Source organism: Streptomyces sp. NBC_00510 (genome assembly GCA_036013505.1).
Taxonomy (GTDB): domain Bacteria; phylum Actinomycetota; class Actinomycetes; order Streptomycetales; family Streptomycetaceae; genus Actinacidiphila.
Genome location: CP107851.1, coordinates 10075142 through 10089199, shown reverse-complemented (window position 1 = coordinate 10089199; position 14058 = coordinate 10075142). Strand labels below are relative to the sequence as shown.

Here is a 14058-nt window from a genome sequence, read left to right as displayed (position 1 = left end):
GAACGCGGGATGGTCGGAGTCCCCGGCTTCCTCAGCTGCACAGGTTCGCGGGACTGGACCAGGCGGGACAGGTGCGGGCAGCGTCAGGCGAGATGCTCACGCAGTTCGGCAGGCTCGTAGCGCAGCTGGAAGGTGTGGGCATGGTCGCCGTCCATCCAGTACAGGGTCATAGCGGAGAGCATGCTCTGTTTCACCCAGCGCGTGCGGGACCGGCCGCCTTCGTCCTGGTCAAGGATCCATGCCTCGACCTGTTCCGGCAGGCCGAACGTCAGCGCATAGGCGTCCGGTTCCTCCACCGGCCGGATCTGCCATACCGGGTGCGGTGACGCGTGGCGGAGTCGGCGCAGGTGGACGGAGTGCGTAGGCCGCTGGCGCGCGTAGCGCACGAAAGCGTACAGGTCGTCGGAGGCCAGTCCGAGGACGAACGGCGCCGCGGGAAACGCCAGCATCAGTCCCAGGGTGGACCGGCTTCGCAGGCCCTCTGCCAGGGCGTCAAGAGGAGCGGTCACCGAGGGGTCGGTAACAACCGGTCCCTCCCACAAGTCCAGTAGCGGCCGACGCAGGTAGTTGCGTATCTGGTACACCATCGGACGCTCAGCAGCGGGCATCGCGTTCATCGCGGCCCAGACATCCTGTGCCGCCGTGCGCACCAGACTGCGCAGCTTCTTGAAGTCCGGCAACGACAGGTCGACGAGGGAGATTTGATGGGCGAGAGCGAACTCCTGGGCGTCCTGGCTGAATCCGGAGGTGGAGAAGATGGCGTAGCTGTAGTGGTAGCGCGTCCTTGGCCGGCGCGGGCCGCCAGTGCCTGCGGCCACGGTTGTGATCACGTTCTCGTTGACGTCGTGCACGACGCCGTGGCCGTTGCGGACCGTGGGGAGCCCCACCTTGGTGCCCGTGAACTTCGCCTCGACGAACAGGCGGACCGGCAGCGAGAACGGCGGCACATACCGGAACTGTCCCAGCGCGTCAGCCTGATGCCACGCTCCCCGGCCGCGCACCACCAAGCCGTGGTTGCGCACCTCCAACACCTTCCACGGCGCACTCCCCTGGTCGTCCTGCGCGGTGAGCACCTCGTACCCGCTGGACCTCAGCAGCCAGGCCAGGACTTCTTCGAGAAGGTAGCCGCGCAGCGCGGCCTGTCTGATCATGCCGGGACCCTAGCCAACCGCGCGCCCGTTCACCACGGTTCCGGGGGATTGCAGACCAGGGTGCGCTGGAGCCGGCTGGCTCTTTGCCGGGCACAGGTCAGAGGCCGCCATGCGCCCTCCGCGGTAGGGCTTGCCCGTGGACGGTCAGCTCATCAGTCCCGCGGCGGCTGCGGCCTCCTGCACGCCTCAGTGTCGGGCTTGCCCGTCTCGCCGACTGCCCGGTGTGTCTTGTGCACACAAGACACACCGGTCGGTTGAAGCATGCACCCGCCACCTGACACCGTGTTCGATGTGACCGGCGACAGAACTCGGGAATCAGGCTCCGAAGGGTGGCCAGCCGCGGCTTTTGCTGCCGCGCTGTGCGAGTACCGCGGCAAAGCAGGGCTCTCACGGCAGCAGCTGGCGCAGGCCGTCGGTCTTGACCGCAGCGTGCTCTCGCGCCTGGAGCGCGGGCAGTACCGTCACCGGCTCAGTGAATGCGCCATCGCCAAGCTGAGTGAGGCACTCGCTTGCGGCGACGCCCTTTTCAAAGCAGCGGGCCGCCCGACGCCGGAGATCCAGAAGCTCATCACCGACCCCGGGCGAGTTGCCCGTTGAGCGTTTTGTTGTTGCGGCTTACGAGGCGGCTCCTTCCAGGTCGGTTGCGGAATCGGCAGTGGCGAGCAGGGCGCAGACTGCGGCCAGGTCCGGGAGCGAGGGGCTCGCCCCGGGACGGGTGATGGCCAGGGCTCCGGCGGCCATGCCGCGTCGTACGGCGGTGTCGGTGTCCAGGCCGGCGGCCAGCGCTGCGCCGAGCGCGCCGGTGAAAGCGTCACCGGCCGCCGTGGTGTCGACGGGGGTGACCGGGAAGGCCGGGACGTGCCGGACTGCCCCGGCGGTGACCGAGACCGCCCCGGCCCCGCCGAGAGTGATCAGCGCGTGCCCCACGCCCCGGTCGAGGAACCAGCGGGCGGCCTGTTCGGCGGCCTCGGGGCTGTCCACGGCGATGCCGGTCAGGGCGGTGGCCTCGCTCTCGTTGGGGGTGACGATGTCCACGTGCGCCCAGATGTCGTCCGGCAGCACCTGTGCGGGAGCCGGATCGAGCACGACGGTGAACCCGGCTTCGGCGCCCGCCCGCGCGGCGTGGCGGGTGACCTCGGCCGGGACCTCCAACTGAAGCAGCATGACGCGCGTGTGGTCGCGGGTCTTGGCGATGCTCGCGTCGACCATGTCGGGCGTGAGGGCGGTGTTGGCCAGCGGTGTGATGACGATGTCGTTCTCGCCGGAGGCGTCGACGCGGATGTGCGCGACGCCGGTGCGGCCTGGGACTGTACGGATCTCGGTGGTCTGTACGCCGTGTGTGCGCAGGCCGTCCAGCGCTATGTCGCGGAAGAGGTCCTGTCCGACGCAGCCGACCATCCAGGTGGGCGCGCCGGCCCGGGCGGCGGCGACCGCTTGGTTGGCGCCTTTGCCGCCGAGGACGAGGGTGAAGTCGTCGCCCAGGACTGTTTCGCCGGGTTGTGGCAGCCGCCGGCTGAAGGCGGTGACGTCCGCGGTGATGCTGCCGACGACGAGAACACCGTTGCGGGTCATCGCGGTCCTCTTCCTATTTGTGACATGGGCGGGGGCAGTGGCACGGCCATGTGGCTGTGCCCTGCGCAGTGGTGTTTGTGTCTTGGTGTGCCCGGGGTCTGGTCGGATCCCGGGCGGGTGCCGGACCCGAACCTGCTGCCGCGGGCGCCTCTTGGGGTTCGTGGCGGCGGGTTCGGGCCCGGCATTCCGCGGCGGGAAGGGCCGATAAGGGGGGCGGTTTCCTTGGTGGTTTCGAGCTATGTGCCGGCGACGGCGAATCGTCTGGTGACAGGTCGTTCGAGCGCGCTGATGGCCGTGTAGAAGAGCACGGACACCACCACGATCATGACGGATTCCGTCCACAGTGCATCGAAACGTGATCCTGCGTAGTCCTGGACGATCATGGAGCCGATGCCCTGCCCGGTTGCCAGCCATTCGGCCAGGGTTGCCCCGGCGAGGGCGCCGGGGACGCCGGTGCGGGCGGCGGCGAAGAACGCCGGGAGGGCGTAGGGGACGCGCACCTTGCGGGTGGCCAGGGTGTCCGAGCCGCCCAGCGAGCGGACGACGTCGGTGGCCAGGGCGGGGGCGGAGCGGAGCCCGACGACCACGTTGATGAGGGTGGGGAAGAACGTCACGATGGAGACGATGACGGTGACCCCGGTCAGGCCCCGTCCGAAGACGAGCGCCAGCAGGGGTGTCATGGCGACCAGGGGAACGGATCGCAGCGCGATGGCGACCGGCATGACGGCACGTTCGAAGGTGTGGGAGGTGACGATCAGCAGGGCGGTGGCGGTGGCTGCCAGGGTCCCGAACAGGTATCCCGCTCCGGCGTCGGTCAGGGTGATCTTCAGTCCGCTCCACAGCGCCGACCGATTCTCCGGCGCCTCGGGGCTGGAGGTGATGAATCGCAGCACATCCAGTGGCGTCTTGGCGAAGTAGGCGTTGAGGTCAAACGCCGCGATCAGCGCGTACCAGCAGGCGATCACGATCGCGATGGAGCCGGCGACGCCGAGTACCGGGATCGTTATCGCCGCCCACGTCCGGCGAGGGGGTGGGGGCGGCTGGGAGGCGGTCACGAGGGTGACGTCGTGGGCGGCCCACGGTGTCAGGAGGCGTCCGATGATGCCGAAGACCACGTACGCCAGGCCGGCGAGGGCTGACATGACCAGCGCTACTGCCCAGGTCCGCGGCACCTGGAAGGAGGACTGGGCCTGGACGAGCATGACGCCCAGCCCCTGGCTCGCCCCGAGGTACTCGCCGATGATCGCGCCGAGCAGTGCCGCGGGCGCCGCGATCCGAAGCGCTCCGAACAGGCTCGGCAGCATGGCGAAGAAGCGGATCTTGAACATCGCCTGCCACTGGCTGCCACCCAGGGACCGCACGACCTGCAGTGAGGCGGGGTCTGCGGAACGCAGTCCCAGTACCACCGCGATCAAGGTGGTGAAGAACACCGACAGCGCGGACAATGTCTGCTTGGGCGCGTCCCCTGGGAGCACGACGACCAGGATCGGGGCGATGGCGACCAGCGGGACGCAGAAACTGGCCACCGCGATCCGCAGCAGCAGACGCTCGACCCAGGGCACCTGGACGAACACGACACCCAGCGCGAGTGCAACACCGTTGCCGGCCAGGAACCCGACGCCGGCGACCGACAGCGTCGAGGTGAGGTTCGGGCCGTAGACCGGCAGGTCGTCCAGGAAGGCATGGATGACGGCCAGCGGTGTGGGCACCACCCGCAGGCCGGTGAAGGAGAGGGCCAGCAGCGTCCACAGCGCCACGATCACGGCGGCGGGCGCCAGTCGCAGCAGTGCGGACCTGAGCCCTGCAACCATCACGGGTTGGGGAGCGGTGCTCATCGTGGCTCCCGCGTGGACTCGCCGTACAGGCCGGCCGACAGGTGGTCGCACAGTTCGTGGAAGCGCGGCGACCGCATGATGTCCGCGGTGCGCGGGCGCTCGAGTTCGATGTCGAGCACCTCGACGATGCGACCGGGCCGGGCTGCCATCAGGACGACCCGGTCGGCGAGGAAGACGGCCTCGTTGATGGAGTGGGTGACCAGCAGCGTGGTGATGGCCCGCTCCTGCCAGATCCGCTGAAGCTCCAGGTTGAGCCGGTGCCGGGTGACCTCGTCGAGGGCACCGAACGGCTCGTCGAGCATCAGGACGTCCGGTTCGAGGGCCAGTGCCCGTGCCAGTGCCACGCGCTGCCGCATCCCGCCGGACAGCTGAGCCGGGCGGGCCTTCTCAAAACCCTTCAGGCCGACCAGTGAGACCAGGTCGGCGATGGCCGCCTTGTCGGTGGGCCGGCCCGCGACCTCGTAGGCCATGGCGATGTTCGCGCTCACGGTGCGCCAGGGCAGCAGGGCGGCGTCCTGGAACGCGACCCCGATGCGGTGCTGCCTGCGCACCGCGTCCGGAGCGCTCCCGTCCAGGGTTGCGGCGCCGCTGGTGGGCTGGTCGAGTCCGGCGAATATCTTGAGCAGGGTCGACTTCCCGCACCCCGAGGGCCCCAGGAGTGCGGTGAACTCGCCGTGCCGGGTGGCGAGGTCGACATTGGACAGGGCGACCACTTCGCCCTGTTTGGTGGCGAACGTCCGGCCCAGGCCCTCGGCGGTGAGGCCGCGCCGGGTGCCGGTGGTGCCCTGGCTCGGGATGGCGGTGGTCATGCCTGCCACTCCCCGGAGGCCAGCAGCTCCTTGATGCGGTCCAGGTACTGGTGATCGCGGTTGGGGAGTTCGTTCTCGACGTGTGAGTGGGTGGTCCAGAAGTCGTGGACCGTGCGGCCCATCTCCTGGCCCCGCCGTGTGTGGACGTCCAGGGCCCAGTCGGGGACATCGGGGCGCTTGCCCGTGTTGATGTCGTGAACGGTGAGGTTGGCCAGCTCGTCGGTGGTGCGGTCCTTGGTGCGCGTGGTGAGGAAGCGGACGGCGTGGACGGCGAACAGCCATCGGTCGCCGAAGCTGCGGTCCAGGCGCTGGTGCATCTGGTAGAGGGTGTTGATCACGATCGGCTCCTGGAAGCTGCCGTCGCCGGTGTCCTCGCAGCTGATCACCGACAACCGCATCCACAGGTGTTCTTCGAGCTCGGCACTGGTCTCGTACATCTCCCGCGCGACCAGCAGCGCGTTGTCGAGCAGCCCGCGCCGGATCGACTTCTGCAGCGCGGCGATCAGTTCATCGGCCGGGAACCCGTGCACGCTGGTGACGCGGGTCCAGGGGTCTTTCGAGTGGTGAGCAGGCATGACTCGGCTTTCGTTGTCTTGATGGTGCGGTTGGCGAGCGCGGCCGGCGTCAGCGGACCGGCTTGGCGTCCGCGATGAGCGAGGTGTCGAAGAGCTGGTCCGCGGTGATGCCGGTGCCCAGCAGGTTCAAGGTGGCGATATTGGCCTTCACGGTGGCGTCGCTGAGCGACAGGAGGCCGTTTTGCTTGGTCTCGTCGGTCTGAACCAGGTCGAGGTAGGTCTTGGCGCCGAGTGTCTGCTGCTTGAGGTCCAGGTGCTGGTTCTTGCCGTACTTGTTCACGATGAGTTGTGTGGCGGCGTCGGTGTTGTCCAGGGCCTTGCGCCAGCCCTCGGCAAGAGCGGAGATGATCTTGACGACGGCGGCCCTCTTGGCGGGGTCGGCCAGGGTCTGGTCGCTCACGACGAGGGCGTCGGCGACGACGTTGTAGCCGTAGTCGCTGAGCGGGAAGACCTTGGTCTTCACGCCCTGGGCGGCCAGCGTGATCGGCTGGTTGTTCAGGAACGAGGTGAAGGCGTCGCACTGGCCCGTCACCAGCGGTGACGGGTCGAAGTCCGCAGTGACGAACTTGACCTTGGCCATATCGATCTTGTTGGCCTTCAGGACCGTCTTCATCGTCTCCAGGCCGCTGGTCTGAATGCACAGCCGCTTGCCCTCGAGGTCCTTGAGGGTGTTGACGGGGGCGCTTGCAAGCGACATGACGCTGGTCGGGTTGGTCTGCAAGGTGGCCGCCACGATCTTCAGCGGCGCCCCCGCCAGGATCGCCTTGGCCGCAATGTCGGCCGATGTCAGACCCACCAGGGCCTTGCCGCTGACGACCAGCGGCTCCACGGTGACGCTCGGCCCGCCCGGCGCGACAGTAACGTCAACACCCTTGTCCTTGAAGAAACCGGAATCCAGGGCCGTGTACGGCCCCATGTTCTCCACGTTGGCAATCCACCCCAACTGCAGCGTCCCGCCCTTGGAACCGGCAGCAGCAGACGAGCCACCCCCGCAGCCGGACAGCAGACCGACCGAGGCGACGGCAACCACCGAAGCAAGAACACGGATACCCCGAATACGGGCATGGCGGGAAAGGTGACGTGAAAGCATGGTATGTCCTCATGGTGGCAAGTCGGCGTCGTACAGACGCCGGTGACGAATCCATGCCGACCCCACTGCCGTCCGGTCACGGACGGGCGCATGAGCGCAGCAGTGACGTCGAGCGCGGGCACACGGAAGCCTGAAGAAACAGGCCCCAAAAGGTGTGCTGAAACCGCCTCGAAGGCCGGGTCGGCGCGAGGACGGTGCGGCTACTGATTCAGATCAGACCTGCGGGGGCGCGTGAGTTGGAACGCCGCCACACACCGAGGAACCAAGGGCTGATGCTCAGCATCACAGGCCTCCTTGATTCGTTGCTCGGCAACAGCGCCGGCCGCGCTGCCAGGGGAAACAGTAAGCATTCCGCTTGCTGTGCGCCATCCCCTGCCGGGCACCAATTTGGAGAAATGAACAACGCCCGCCCGGCGGGCGCACCTTTGCGACGCCATCCCCTGACGCCGGCGGCACCGACCGCCGCCTGGGTCCGACGGCAAGAGCGGGAAGCGGTGGAGCAGGTGAAGCGAGATCCGGGCGACCGTTCTGGCAGACATGTCCGTGTCCTCCACGCTGGGCGCATTCGAGATGCTGCGCGAGCAGTACGCACTACGGGCCGGTGCTGTCATTGGACGACGCGATCGGGACGAAAGTGCGCGCCCTCGCTGACATCGCCCCCGGCGACGTGATCAGGTTCCGCATCAAGGGAACCAAGCGGCACAGCTGCCCGTTGGGCTGCCGCACAGCAGTGGCGACCGACCCCAAGGTCGACGGTGGATTAAACGCACTGGCAGCAGGACCGGCGCTCGCCGAGGGCAGGTGGCGGCGGCAGCCAGGGCTCTGGGCGTGTCGGGCCTCTTGTCCGCGGGTCACCCTCCTGTCACTATTGCGCCGAATTAGTGCCGAGAATCGGTCTATGACGTGATGTCGTGTCTGGCTGATTCGTCGCGTGAGGGGGCCGCGTATGGCAAGCATCGGCTGGTACGTGAAGAAGCTGTCCTTGGGGCTGGGCGCGATGGGCGTCCTCATAGCGTGGGATCGCTACGATCAGGGACCCGCGGCAGCGGATGATCCGGCGGGCAACGCGGCTGGGGACGTCGGCCTGTACTCATGGGTGGGGTTCACCACTGGTGAAGCTGTGGTGCACGCGAAGTCCATGCGTCCCGTGAACATCCCCAGCGATGGCTTGCCTTCCTGGCTAGGCGATCCGTTCCACGACTACGTCGTGCACTTCGGCCTGGCCAACTCCGGAAGCGGGCTGGGAGCGTTCGTCCAGATGTCGTTCGACATCTACGAGAAGTCGCAGCAGATCTACAGCGCTCAGCCGGCACCCATGGTCGAGCTGGCTGATGGAAGCTTCGGCCTCACGAATGAATCCTTCCTCGATCGCCTGACCTACCACCCCTGGACTGACTTCCTCGACGGTCCGGCATCTCTCATGGGCATGACCGCTCAGGGGCCCGTCCGCGCCAATGAGCTGTGGCGGGTGCTGACCACCCCCAACGAGTCACTCGACTTCTGGGCGGCGGCGGCTGGGATCGAATGAGCCGCGCCCACGCAACCGTGAGTACGAGCCGTGTGTGGCAACGAGAGGAGAGGCCACGATGTCCGTAGATCGTTGGGGCCACGCCATGGCCCGGAAAATGGACCCGAGCCCGGAGAGCATTGCGGCGGCGGAGAGGGCAGCGGCCGCAGCCAGGATCCACCAAAATGCTGGAACGAGCTACCTGCCCCCCGGAAACGAAACGGGGGCCATATCGCGTGCCATCACGCCGAGGACGCCCGGTGAAGGGGACACGGCACGCAAGGCGATTGAAGGTCACTGGCTGGCGCATGGGGGTGCGGACGGACCGCTGGGCAACCCGACAAACGGCGCCCAGCTCCTGGTCCTTGACAACGAGGGTGGCCGGGCCAGTGCCTACGAGGGCGGCTCTATCTACTGGTGGCCTGACATCGGCCCGCAAACGGTCTCGAAGGTAGTCGTGCGGTATCGCGGCATGAACTGCTTCCACGAGACGAACCGCTTCAGCGGGAGCGACGAGCCGTACTTCATCCTCGGCTACCAAGGCGACACCGGATCCGGGACGCTCAACCCCATCCAGTACGACGACGTCGACGCCGGCGGGTCGTTTCCCTACCCCATCGCGGAGGTCTACAGCGGCAACCCAGGGAAGGGCCTTCTTCTACCTGCCGTCCTGATGGAACACGATGAGGGAGACCCCGCCCATTACCACACCCTGGTGGCAACGGCTGTGGGTACAGCAGCAGGGCTCACTGTGGCAGCGGTTGCACTGATCGTGAGCGTCGGCGCCGGCGCGGTGGCAGCCCCGCTCGTGACCGCGGCTGTCCCTTTCCTTATCGAGGCACTCGACGGCGCCATCGGTTCAGCCGAGGACTTCATCGACCAGGCCGTGTTGGCGATCTCGGCCAGGCAGCTCCTCACCACCTGGCAGCAGCCACTGCAGTACGAGCGCGATGTCGAGTACGACCTTGCAACTCCGCTCCTCTCCGGGCAAGGCGGCGCATACAAGGCCTACTTCGACATCGAGCTCTACAGCTGGGACTGACTCCTGCCGCCAACGAACCATCGCAGCCATGGACGGCTGGCAAAAGCCCGCATATGCACGTGCCAGCCAAGTCCAGCGCGGCTGGTCGTGGGCTTCCCACGGCGGGACGGAAGACGTGTCCAACCCGGCTCTTCCGCCACGGCGTGCTGTACCCCACCCATCGGGTTCGGCGCACCCCTCCGGCCCCAGCGCGGGGCCCGCGCCGCACGAACGTAGTACAGCCCCTCCACGGCCGTCTGTCTCACCAGCGGGTACTCGGCCGGGGAGTGGCCCGACGCCAGTTGAGCCAGGGCGGCGCCCCGCCCTGAGAGGCCCTTGCGCACCCCCTGAGCCCTCCCTGTGAGCTGCGGGTCTTTACGCATTTCCCGTCCCGGCGGATGATCCCCTCGTACAGTGGCGCAATAGTAACTCTTGTCCCGGGGGCGACGTTGGAGTCCAGGCTGCTCATCGAAGACGCCGACGCGGGGGCGGCGGCCGTAGAGCTCGGGGAGCTGGCGGAGTGGCTCCGGCACGAGCGGGAGCTGAGGGGAAGGGTCCGGCTGGAGCACGGCGTGCCAGCGCCCGACGAGATGAGCGGCGGGCTGCCCGAGGCGCTCGTGGTCGCGCTCTCCACCGGCGGGGCTGCCACCGTGCTCGCGCGGGCGGCCGTCGAGTGGGTCAAGCACCGCACGCGGGACGTGACCCTGAAGGTGGTCCGTTCGAGCGGGGAGAGCTTCGAGGTCAGCGTGCAACGGGCCACCTCGGACGACGCGCTGGTCACCCGACTCCTCGACTTCCTGGGGCCGGACGAGCAGAGCACGGACTCCGATGAGACGGCCTGACAGCGCCAGATCGCGTGTCGTGCTCGTCGGTACCTCCACCTACCCCGCCGATCCCTCCCTGCAGGACCTGCCCTCCGTACGGAACAACCTCGACGACCTGGTGAGCGCGTTCAGCCAGCCCGCGCACGGCTGGTTCACCGAGGAGAACTGCACGGTCGTACGAGACCCCACACGGGCGGAGCAGGTCCACAGGCGGCTCGCGGAGATCACGCCGCAGGCCGAGGACCTTCTGCTCGTCTACTTCGCCGGGCACGGGCTCCTCGACAGCCGCGGCAATCTGTACCTGGGGCTCTCCGAGACCCGCCGTGACCTGCTGCGGTACACGGCCATGCCGTTCGACGGGGTGCGCGAACTCATCGCCGACAGCCCCGCCCGCAACCGCGTCGTCATCCTCGACTGCTGCTACTCGGGACGCGCCATCGACGTGCTGGCCTCCGACGACGTCGTGATGGACCAGACGCAGATCACCGGCTCGTACACCCTCACCGCGACCGCAAGCGGGGTCACGGCGCTAGCGCCGAGCGGGGAGCGGAACACCGCCTTCACCGGCCAGTTGCTGCGGCTGCTCAAGGAGGGCGATCCGCGGGCGCCGGAGGACCTGACGCTGGATCACGTGTACCGGTCCCTGTACCGGGGGCTGCGCGGCCGGGGGCTGCCCGAGCCGCGGCGGCAGGGTACGGACACGGTCGAAGACCTGGTGCTGGCCCGGAATCTGGGGTACCGACCGCCGGCCGGCGGGGGCCACGACGAGGCTGCCGATCGCGGGGGCCGACTGCTCGTCGACGACGCGGAGCAGCTCGGGCACCACGGGGACCCGGCGGGGGCCGCCAGCCGTTACGCGGAGATCCACCGGCTGCTCACGAAGCTCTACGGGGCCGACTCGTCGAACGTGCGCAGCGCATGGGCGAGCGTGACCTACTGGGGATCGCAGGCCCCGCTGAACACCGGCGGGCCACCCACCCCTGTCGGACGTGCCGTGGGCATCGACTTCGGCACCACCAACTCGGTCGTCTGCGCGCTGGAGTACGGCGAGCCCAGCGTCATCGCCAATGCCGAAGGCGCCAGGACCACGCCGTCCGTCGTCGTCTTTGCCAAGAACGGCCAAGTGCTGGTCGGCGAGGTCGCCAAGCGCCAGGCGATCACCAACCCGGACCTGACCGTCCGCGCCGTCAAGCAACACCTGGGCAGCGACTGGAAGTACACGGTGGGCGGGCGGGAGTACGACGCCCCGCAGATCGCCGCCCTCGTCCTCCAGAAGCTGAAGCGGGACGCGGAGGCCTACCTGGGCGAGGAGGTGGCCGAGGCCGTCCTCACCGTCCCCGCCCACTACGGCGACGCCCAGCGCCAGGCGGTCAAGGAAGCCGGCGAGATGGCCGGGCTGAACGTCCTTCGGATCGTCAACGAGCCCACGGCGGCCGCCCTCGCCTACGGGCTGGAGGAGGACGCGGACCAGCGGATGGTCCTCGTCTTCAGCCTCGGCGGCGGCACCTTCGACGTATCGGTACTAGAGATCGGCGACGGCGTCGTCGAGGTGAAGGGCACCAACGGGGACACCCACCTCGGGGGAGAGGACTGGGACCAGCGCATCATCGACCACCTGGTCCAACGGTTCCGGTCCGGCCACGGCGTGAACCTCGGCAAGGACAGGATGGCCATGCAACGGCTGCGCGAGGCCGCCGAGAAGGCGAAGATCGAGCTGTCCTCCTCCAGGGAGACAGCGATCAATCTGCCCTACATCATCGCCTCCCCCGAGGGCCCGCTACACCTCGACGAGACCCTCACCCGCGCTCAGTTCCAGCGGCTCACGGCCGACCTGCTGGACCGCTGCCGTGCACCGTTCCGCGCCGTCCTCCAGGACACGGGACTCGACGTCCGCCGCATCGACCACGTCGTGCTCGTCGGTGGCGCCACCCGGATGCCCGCCGTCCGTGACCTCGTCCAGCAACTGACCGGCGGCAAACGGCTGAAGGAGGGCGTGAACCCGGAGGAGGTCGTAGCCGTCGGCGCCGCGCTTCAGGCCGCCGTCCTCCACGGGGAGGTCTCCGACGTCCTCGTGCTCGCCGTAGCCCCCCAGTCCCTCGGCATCGAGACCACGGGTGGCGTCATGACAAAGATCATCGAGAAGGACACCCCTATTCCGACGAAGCGCTCGGAGATCTTCACGACGGCTGAGAACAACCAGACGTCCATCATGATCCAGGTCTTCCGCGGCGAACGCGAACGAACCGCCGACAACGAGAAGGTAGGCACCTTCGAACTGACGGACCTGACCCTGGCCCCGAAAGGCGTCCCCCAGATCGAGGTCACGTTCGAGATAGACGTGGACAACGCGCTGCGCGTTACGGCGAAGGATCTGGCGACGGGCAGAGAGCAGCGAATCACACGCAGCTGAACAGTTCCCCACGACCCGAAGGGGCGAAGCCCGCGCGGACCAGGACGAGCCAGACCTTCGGGGAACCGTAGGAGCCGCCGGAACCCTCGAAGATCTGCCGGATCGCGTCGGCCAGCTGCCCGCGCCGGACCTCACACGCGGTTGTGGGCTTGTCGCGCCACTTGTAGAACCAGGAACTCCGACACCCCCACCACCTGGCAGGCCAGACGGTGCGGGACGCGGTGCTCGGTCCTCTGATTACCGATGAACGCGGCCAGAGCGGCCGGGTCCGTCTCGGTCACTTCACCCAGAGGACCATGCATCGCTTGAGGACATCACGCTCCATCTCCAGCTCGCGTATCCGCTTGTTCTTCTCGCCCATCTCCCGCCGCAGCCGCTCCAGCTCGGCGCGCTCGGCGTCGCGCATCCGGCCACCCGGCGCAGGCTCGGCCGGGGTGATGGCGCTGATCGCGACCTCGGCGGGCAGTTCTTCCGGGCCCACCCACTTGCGCAGGATCATGACGTTCGCGTCCAGCAGGCCCTGTTGATACTCAGCGGGCATAGGGATCACCCGGCTCCTGATCGGCAGTGGCCTCCTGGTCGGCCCGGAACGCGTCCAGCGAAACATCCGGGGCAGCCTTGGACACGGCGGCGAACTCGCCGCGGGGAACGAAACGCCGACGCCGCCGCAGCGGAACCAGCTCACCGATGCGGTGGCCGTCCCGGGTGATGATAAAGGTCTGACCGCCTTGAACAGCGTCCATGATCTCTTTCGACCTGGTACGCAAATCGCGCTGGGTGATCTCCGGCTGCGCTGCCATACCTTGCACCATACGTCAGGTGGCACCAGGTGCTACCAGGTAGCACCTGGTGTCGGTGACGGCAGCACTGCGGGGAGCGGTGTCTGCGAAAGAGCCCGCCTGGGGTCCATCGACACCACGCCCGCGTCCCGGTCGAAACCTTCATGCCCGACGGCGAGCAGCACGGACAGCGGCTGGATGCGCGGTGCAGCAACGCCACAAGCCGTGTGGACAGGCTCGGCGCCGGCGCCGACCAGCGCGCAGCCCTCGGTGGACCCGGCGGTGCATGGGGCGTGACACCTTCTGCTGCCGGTCGTTGAATCCCTTTGCGTGATGCACACCCCCAGCACGGGACCCCGGCCGCCATCTGCCGGGGTCCCGCGCTGCCGGCTTTCGGCCTGTGCCGTGGGCAGGCGGTGGCGGGAGTTGCGCTAGACGGCGGACGGATGGGCAAGCGGGAGACCGGGGAGCAAGGGGCCCGCCGG

At 68.1% G+C, this 14058-nt stretch carries 11 protein-coding genes and 3 pseudogenes; 6 read left to right on the top strand and 8 right to left on the bottom strand.

Translation table 11 applies throughout. From position 1 onward, the window contains the following. Positions 1 to 83 precede the first annotated feature (83 nt). Positions 84 to 1151, bottom strand: a complete 1068-nt coding sequence (locus tag OG937_46015; protein ID WUD78539.1) for a restriction endonuclease — start codon at positions 1149 to 1151, stop codon at positions 84 to 86. Between the two features lie 282 nt (positions 1152 to 1433). Between OG937_46015 and OG937_46010 the strand changes: the two genes are divergently transcribed. After that, on the top strand, positions 1434 to 1748 hold the full coding sequence (locus tag OG937_46010) for a helix-turn-helix transcriptional regulator (GenBank protein ID WUD78538.1): 315 nt from the start codon (positions 1434 to 1436) through the stop codon (positions 1746 to 1748). Between the two features lie 18 nt (positions 1749 to 1766). Here the strand turns inward: OG937_46010 and rbsK are convergent, their stop codons facing one another. The 5 genes from rbsK to OG937_45985 all read right to left on the bottom strand — a co-directional run bounded on the left by rbsK (position 1767) and on the right by OG937_45985 (position 7032). Then, on the bottom strand, positions 1767 to 2723 hold the full coding sequence (gene rbsK / locus OG937_46005; protein WUD78537.1) for a ribokinase: 957 nt from the start codon (positions 2721 to 2723) through the stop codon (positions 1767 to 1769). 236 nt (positions 2724 to 2959) lie between these two features. Beyond that, the gene (locus OG937_46000) at positions 2960 to 4558 is read right to left on the bottom strand and encodes an ABC transporter permease subunit (GenBank protein ID WUD78536.1); all 1599 of its coding nucleotides are present in this window, start codon (positions 4556 to 4558) and stop codon (positions 2960 to 2962) included. Continuing rightward, the gene (locus OG937_45995) at positions 4555 to 5367 is read right to left on the bottom strand and encodes an ABC transporter ATP-binding protein (protein WUD78535.1); all 813 of its coding nucleotides are present in this window, start codon (positions 5365 to 5367) and stop codon (positions 4555 to 4557) included. Before OG937_45995 ends, OG937_46000 begins: the two co-directional genes overlap by 4 nt. Then, the gene (locus OG937_45990; protein WUD78534.1) at positions 5364 to 5942 is read right to left on the bottom strand and encodes a hypothetical protein; all 579 of its coding nucleotides are present in this window, start codon (positions 5940 to 5942) and stop codon (positions 5364 to 5366) included. The genes OG937_45995 and OG937_45990 overlap by 4 nt, the downstream gene beginning before the upstream one ends. 49 nt (positions 5943 to 5991) lie before the next feature. Then, a complete protein-coding gene (locus OG937_45985) occupies positions 5992 to 7032 on the bottom strand; it encodes an ABC transporter substrate-binding protein (GenBank protein ID WUD78533.1) in 1041 nt (346 codons plus the stop codon). A 946-nt stretch (positions 7033 to 7978) separates the two neighbouring features. Here OG937_45985 and OG937_45980 point away from each other — a divergent pair. The 5 genes and pseudogenes from OG937_45980 to dnaK all read left to right on the top strand — a co-directional run bounded on the left by OG937_45980 (position 7979) and on the right by dnaK (position 12791). Next, positions 7979 to 8560, top strand: coding sequence for a hypothetical protein (locus tag OG937_45980; GenBank protein ID WUD78532.1), 582 nt, complete (start codon positions 7979 to 7981; stop codon positions 8558 to 8560). Between the two features lie 58 nt (positions 8561 to 8618). Beyond that, positions 8619 to 9581: a hypothetical protein gene (locus OG937_45975; protein WUD78531.1), complete on the top strand. Its 963-nt coding sequence runs from the start codon at positions 8619 to 8621 to the stop codon at positions 9579 to 9581. A gap of 428 nt (positions 9582 to 10009) precedes the next feature. Beyond that, entirely contained in the window at positions 10010 to 10402 is a 393-nt protein-coding gene (locus tag OG937_45970) for a hypothetical protein (protein WUD78530.1), read from the top strand. Beyond that, positions 10389 to 11009, top strand: a pseudogene (locus OG937_45965) (caspase family protein). Before OG937_45970 ends, OG937_45965 begins: the two are co-directional and overlap by 14 nt. A gap of 330 nt (positions 11010 to 11339) precedes the next feature. Continuing rightward, a pseudogene (gene dnaK, locus OG937_45960) lies at positions 11340 to 12791 on the top strand (molecular chaperone DnaK). Between the two features lie 415 nt (positions 12792 to 13206). On the opposite strand, the pseudogene OG937_45955 reads toward dnaK, so the two are convergent. Together OG937_45955 and OG937_45950 are read right to left on the bottom strand one after the other, a co-directional pair. Then, a pseudogene (locus OG937_45955) lies at positions 13207 to 13335 on the bottom strand (VapC toxin family PIN domain ribonuclease). Continuing rightward, on the bottom strand, positions 13325 to 13594 hold the full coding sequence (locus tag OG937_45950; protein WUD78529.1) for a prevent-host-death protein: 270 nt from the start codon (positions 13592 to 13594) through the stop codon (positions 13325 to 13327). The pseudogene OG937_45955 and the gene OG937_45950 overlap by 11 nt, the downstream one beginning before the upstream one ends. Positions 13595 to 14058 lie beyond the last annotated feature (464 nt).

Bases quoted from the DNA above. Each gene is read 5' to 3' on its own strand.
- OG937_46015 (WUD78539.1), bottom strand. From the start codon at position 1,151: ATGATCAGACAGGCCGCGCTGCGCGGCTACCTTCTCGAAGAAGTCCTG.
- rbsK (WUD78537.1), bottom strand. From the start codon at position 2,723: ATGACCCGCAACGGTGTTCTCGTCGTCGGCAGCATCACCGCGGACGTC.
- OG937_46000 (WUD78536.1), bottom strand. From the start codon at position 4,558: ATGAGCACCGCTCCCCAACCCGTGATGGTTGCAGGGCTCAGGTCCGCA.
- OG937_45995 (WUD78535.1), bottom strand. From the start codon at position 5,367: ATGACCACCGCCATCCCGAGCCAGGGCACCACCGGCACCCGGCGCGGC.
- OG937_45990 (WUD78534.1), bottom strand. From the start codon at position 5,942: ATGCCTGCTCACCACTCGAAAGACCCCTGGACCCGCGTCACCAGCGTG.
- OG937_45985 (WUD78533.1), bottom strand. From the start codon at position 7,032: ATGCTTTCACGTCACCTTTCCCGCCATGCCCGTATTCGGGGTATCCGT.
- OG937_45980 (WUD78532.1), top strand. From the start codon at position 7,979: ATGGCAAGCATCGGCTGGTACGTGAAGAAGCTGTCCTTGGGGCTGGGC.
- OG937_45975 (WUD78531.1), top strand. From the start codon at position 8,619: ATGTCCGTAGATCGTTGGGGCCACGCCATGGCCCGGAAAATGGACCCG.
- OG937_45950 (WUD78529.1), bottom strand. From the start codon at position 13,594: ATGGCAGCGCAGCCGGAGATCACCCAGCGCGATTTGCGTACCAGGTCG.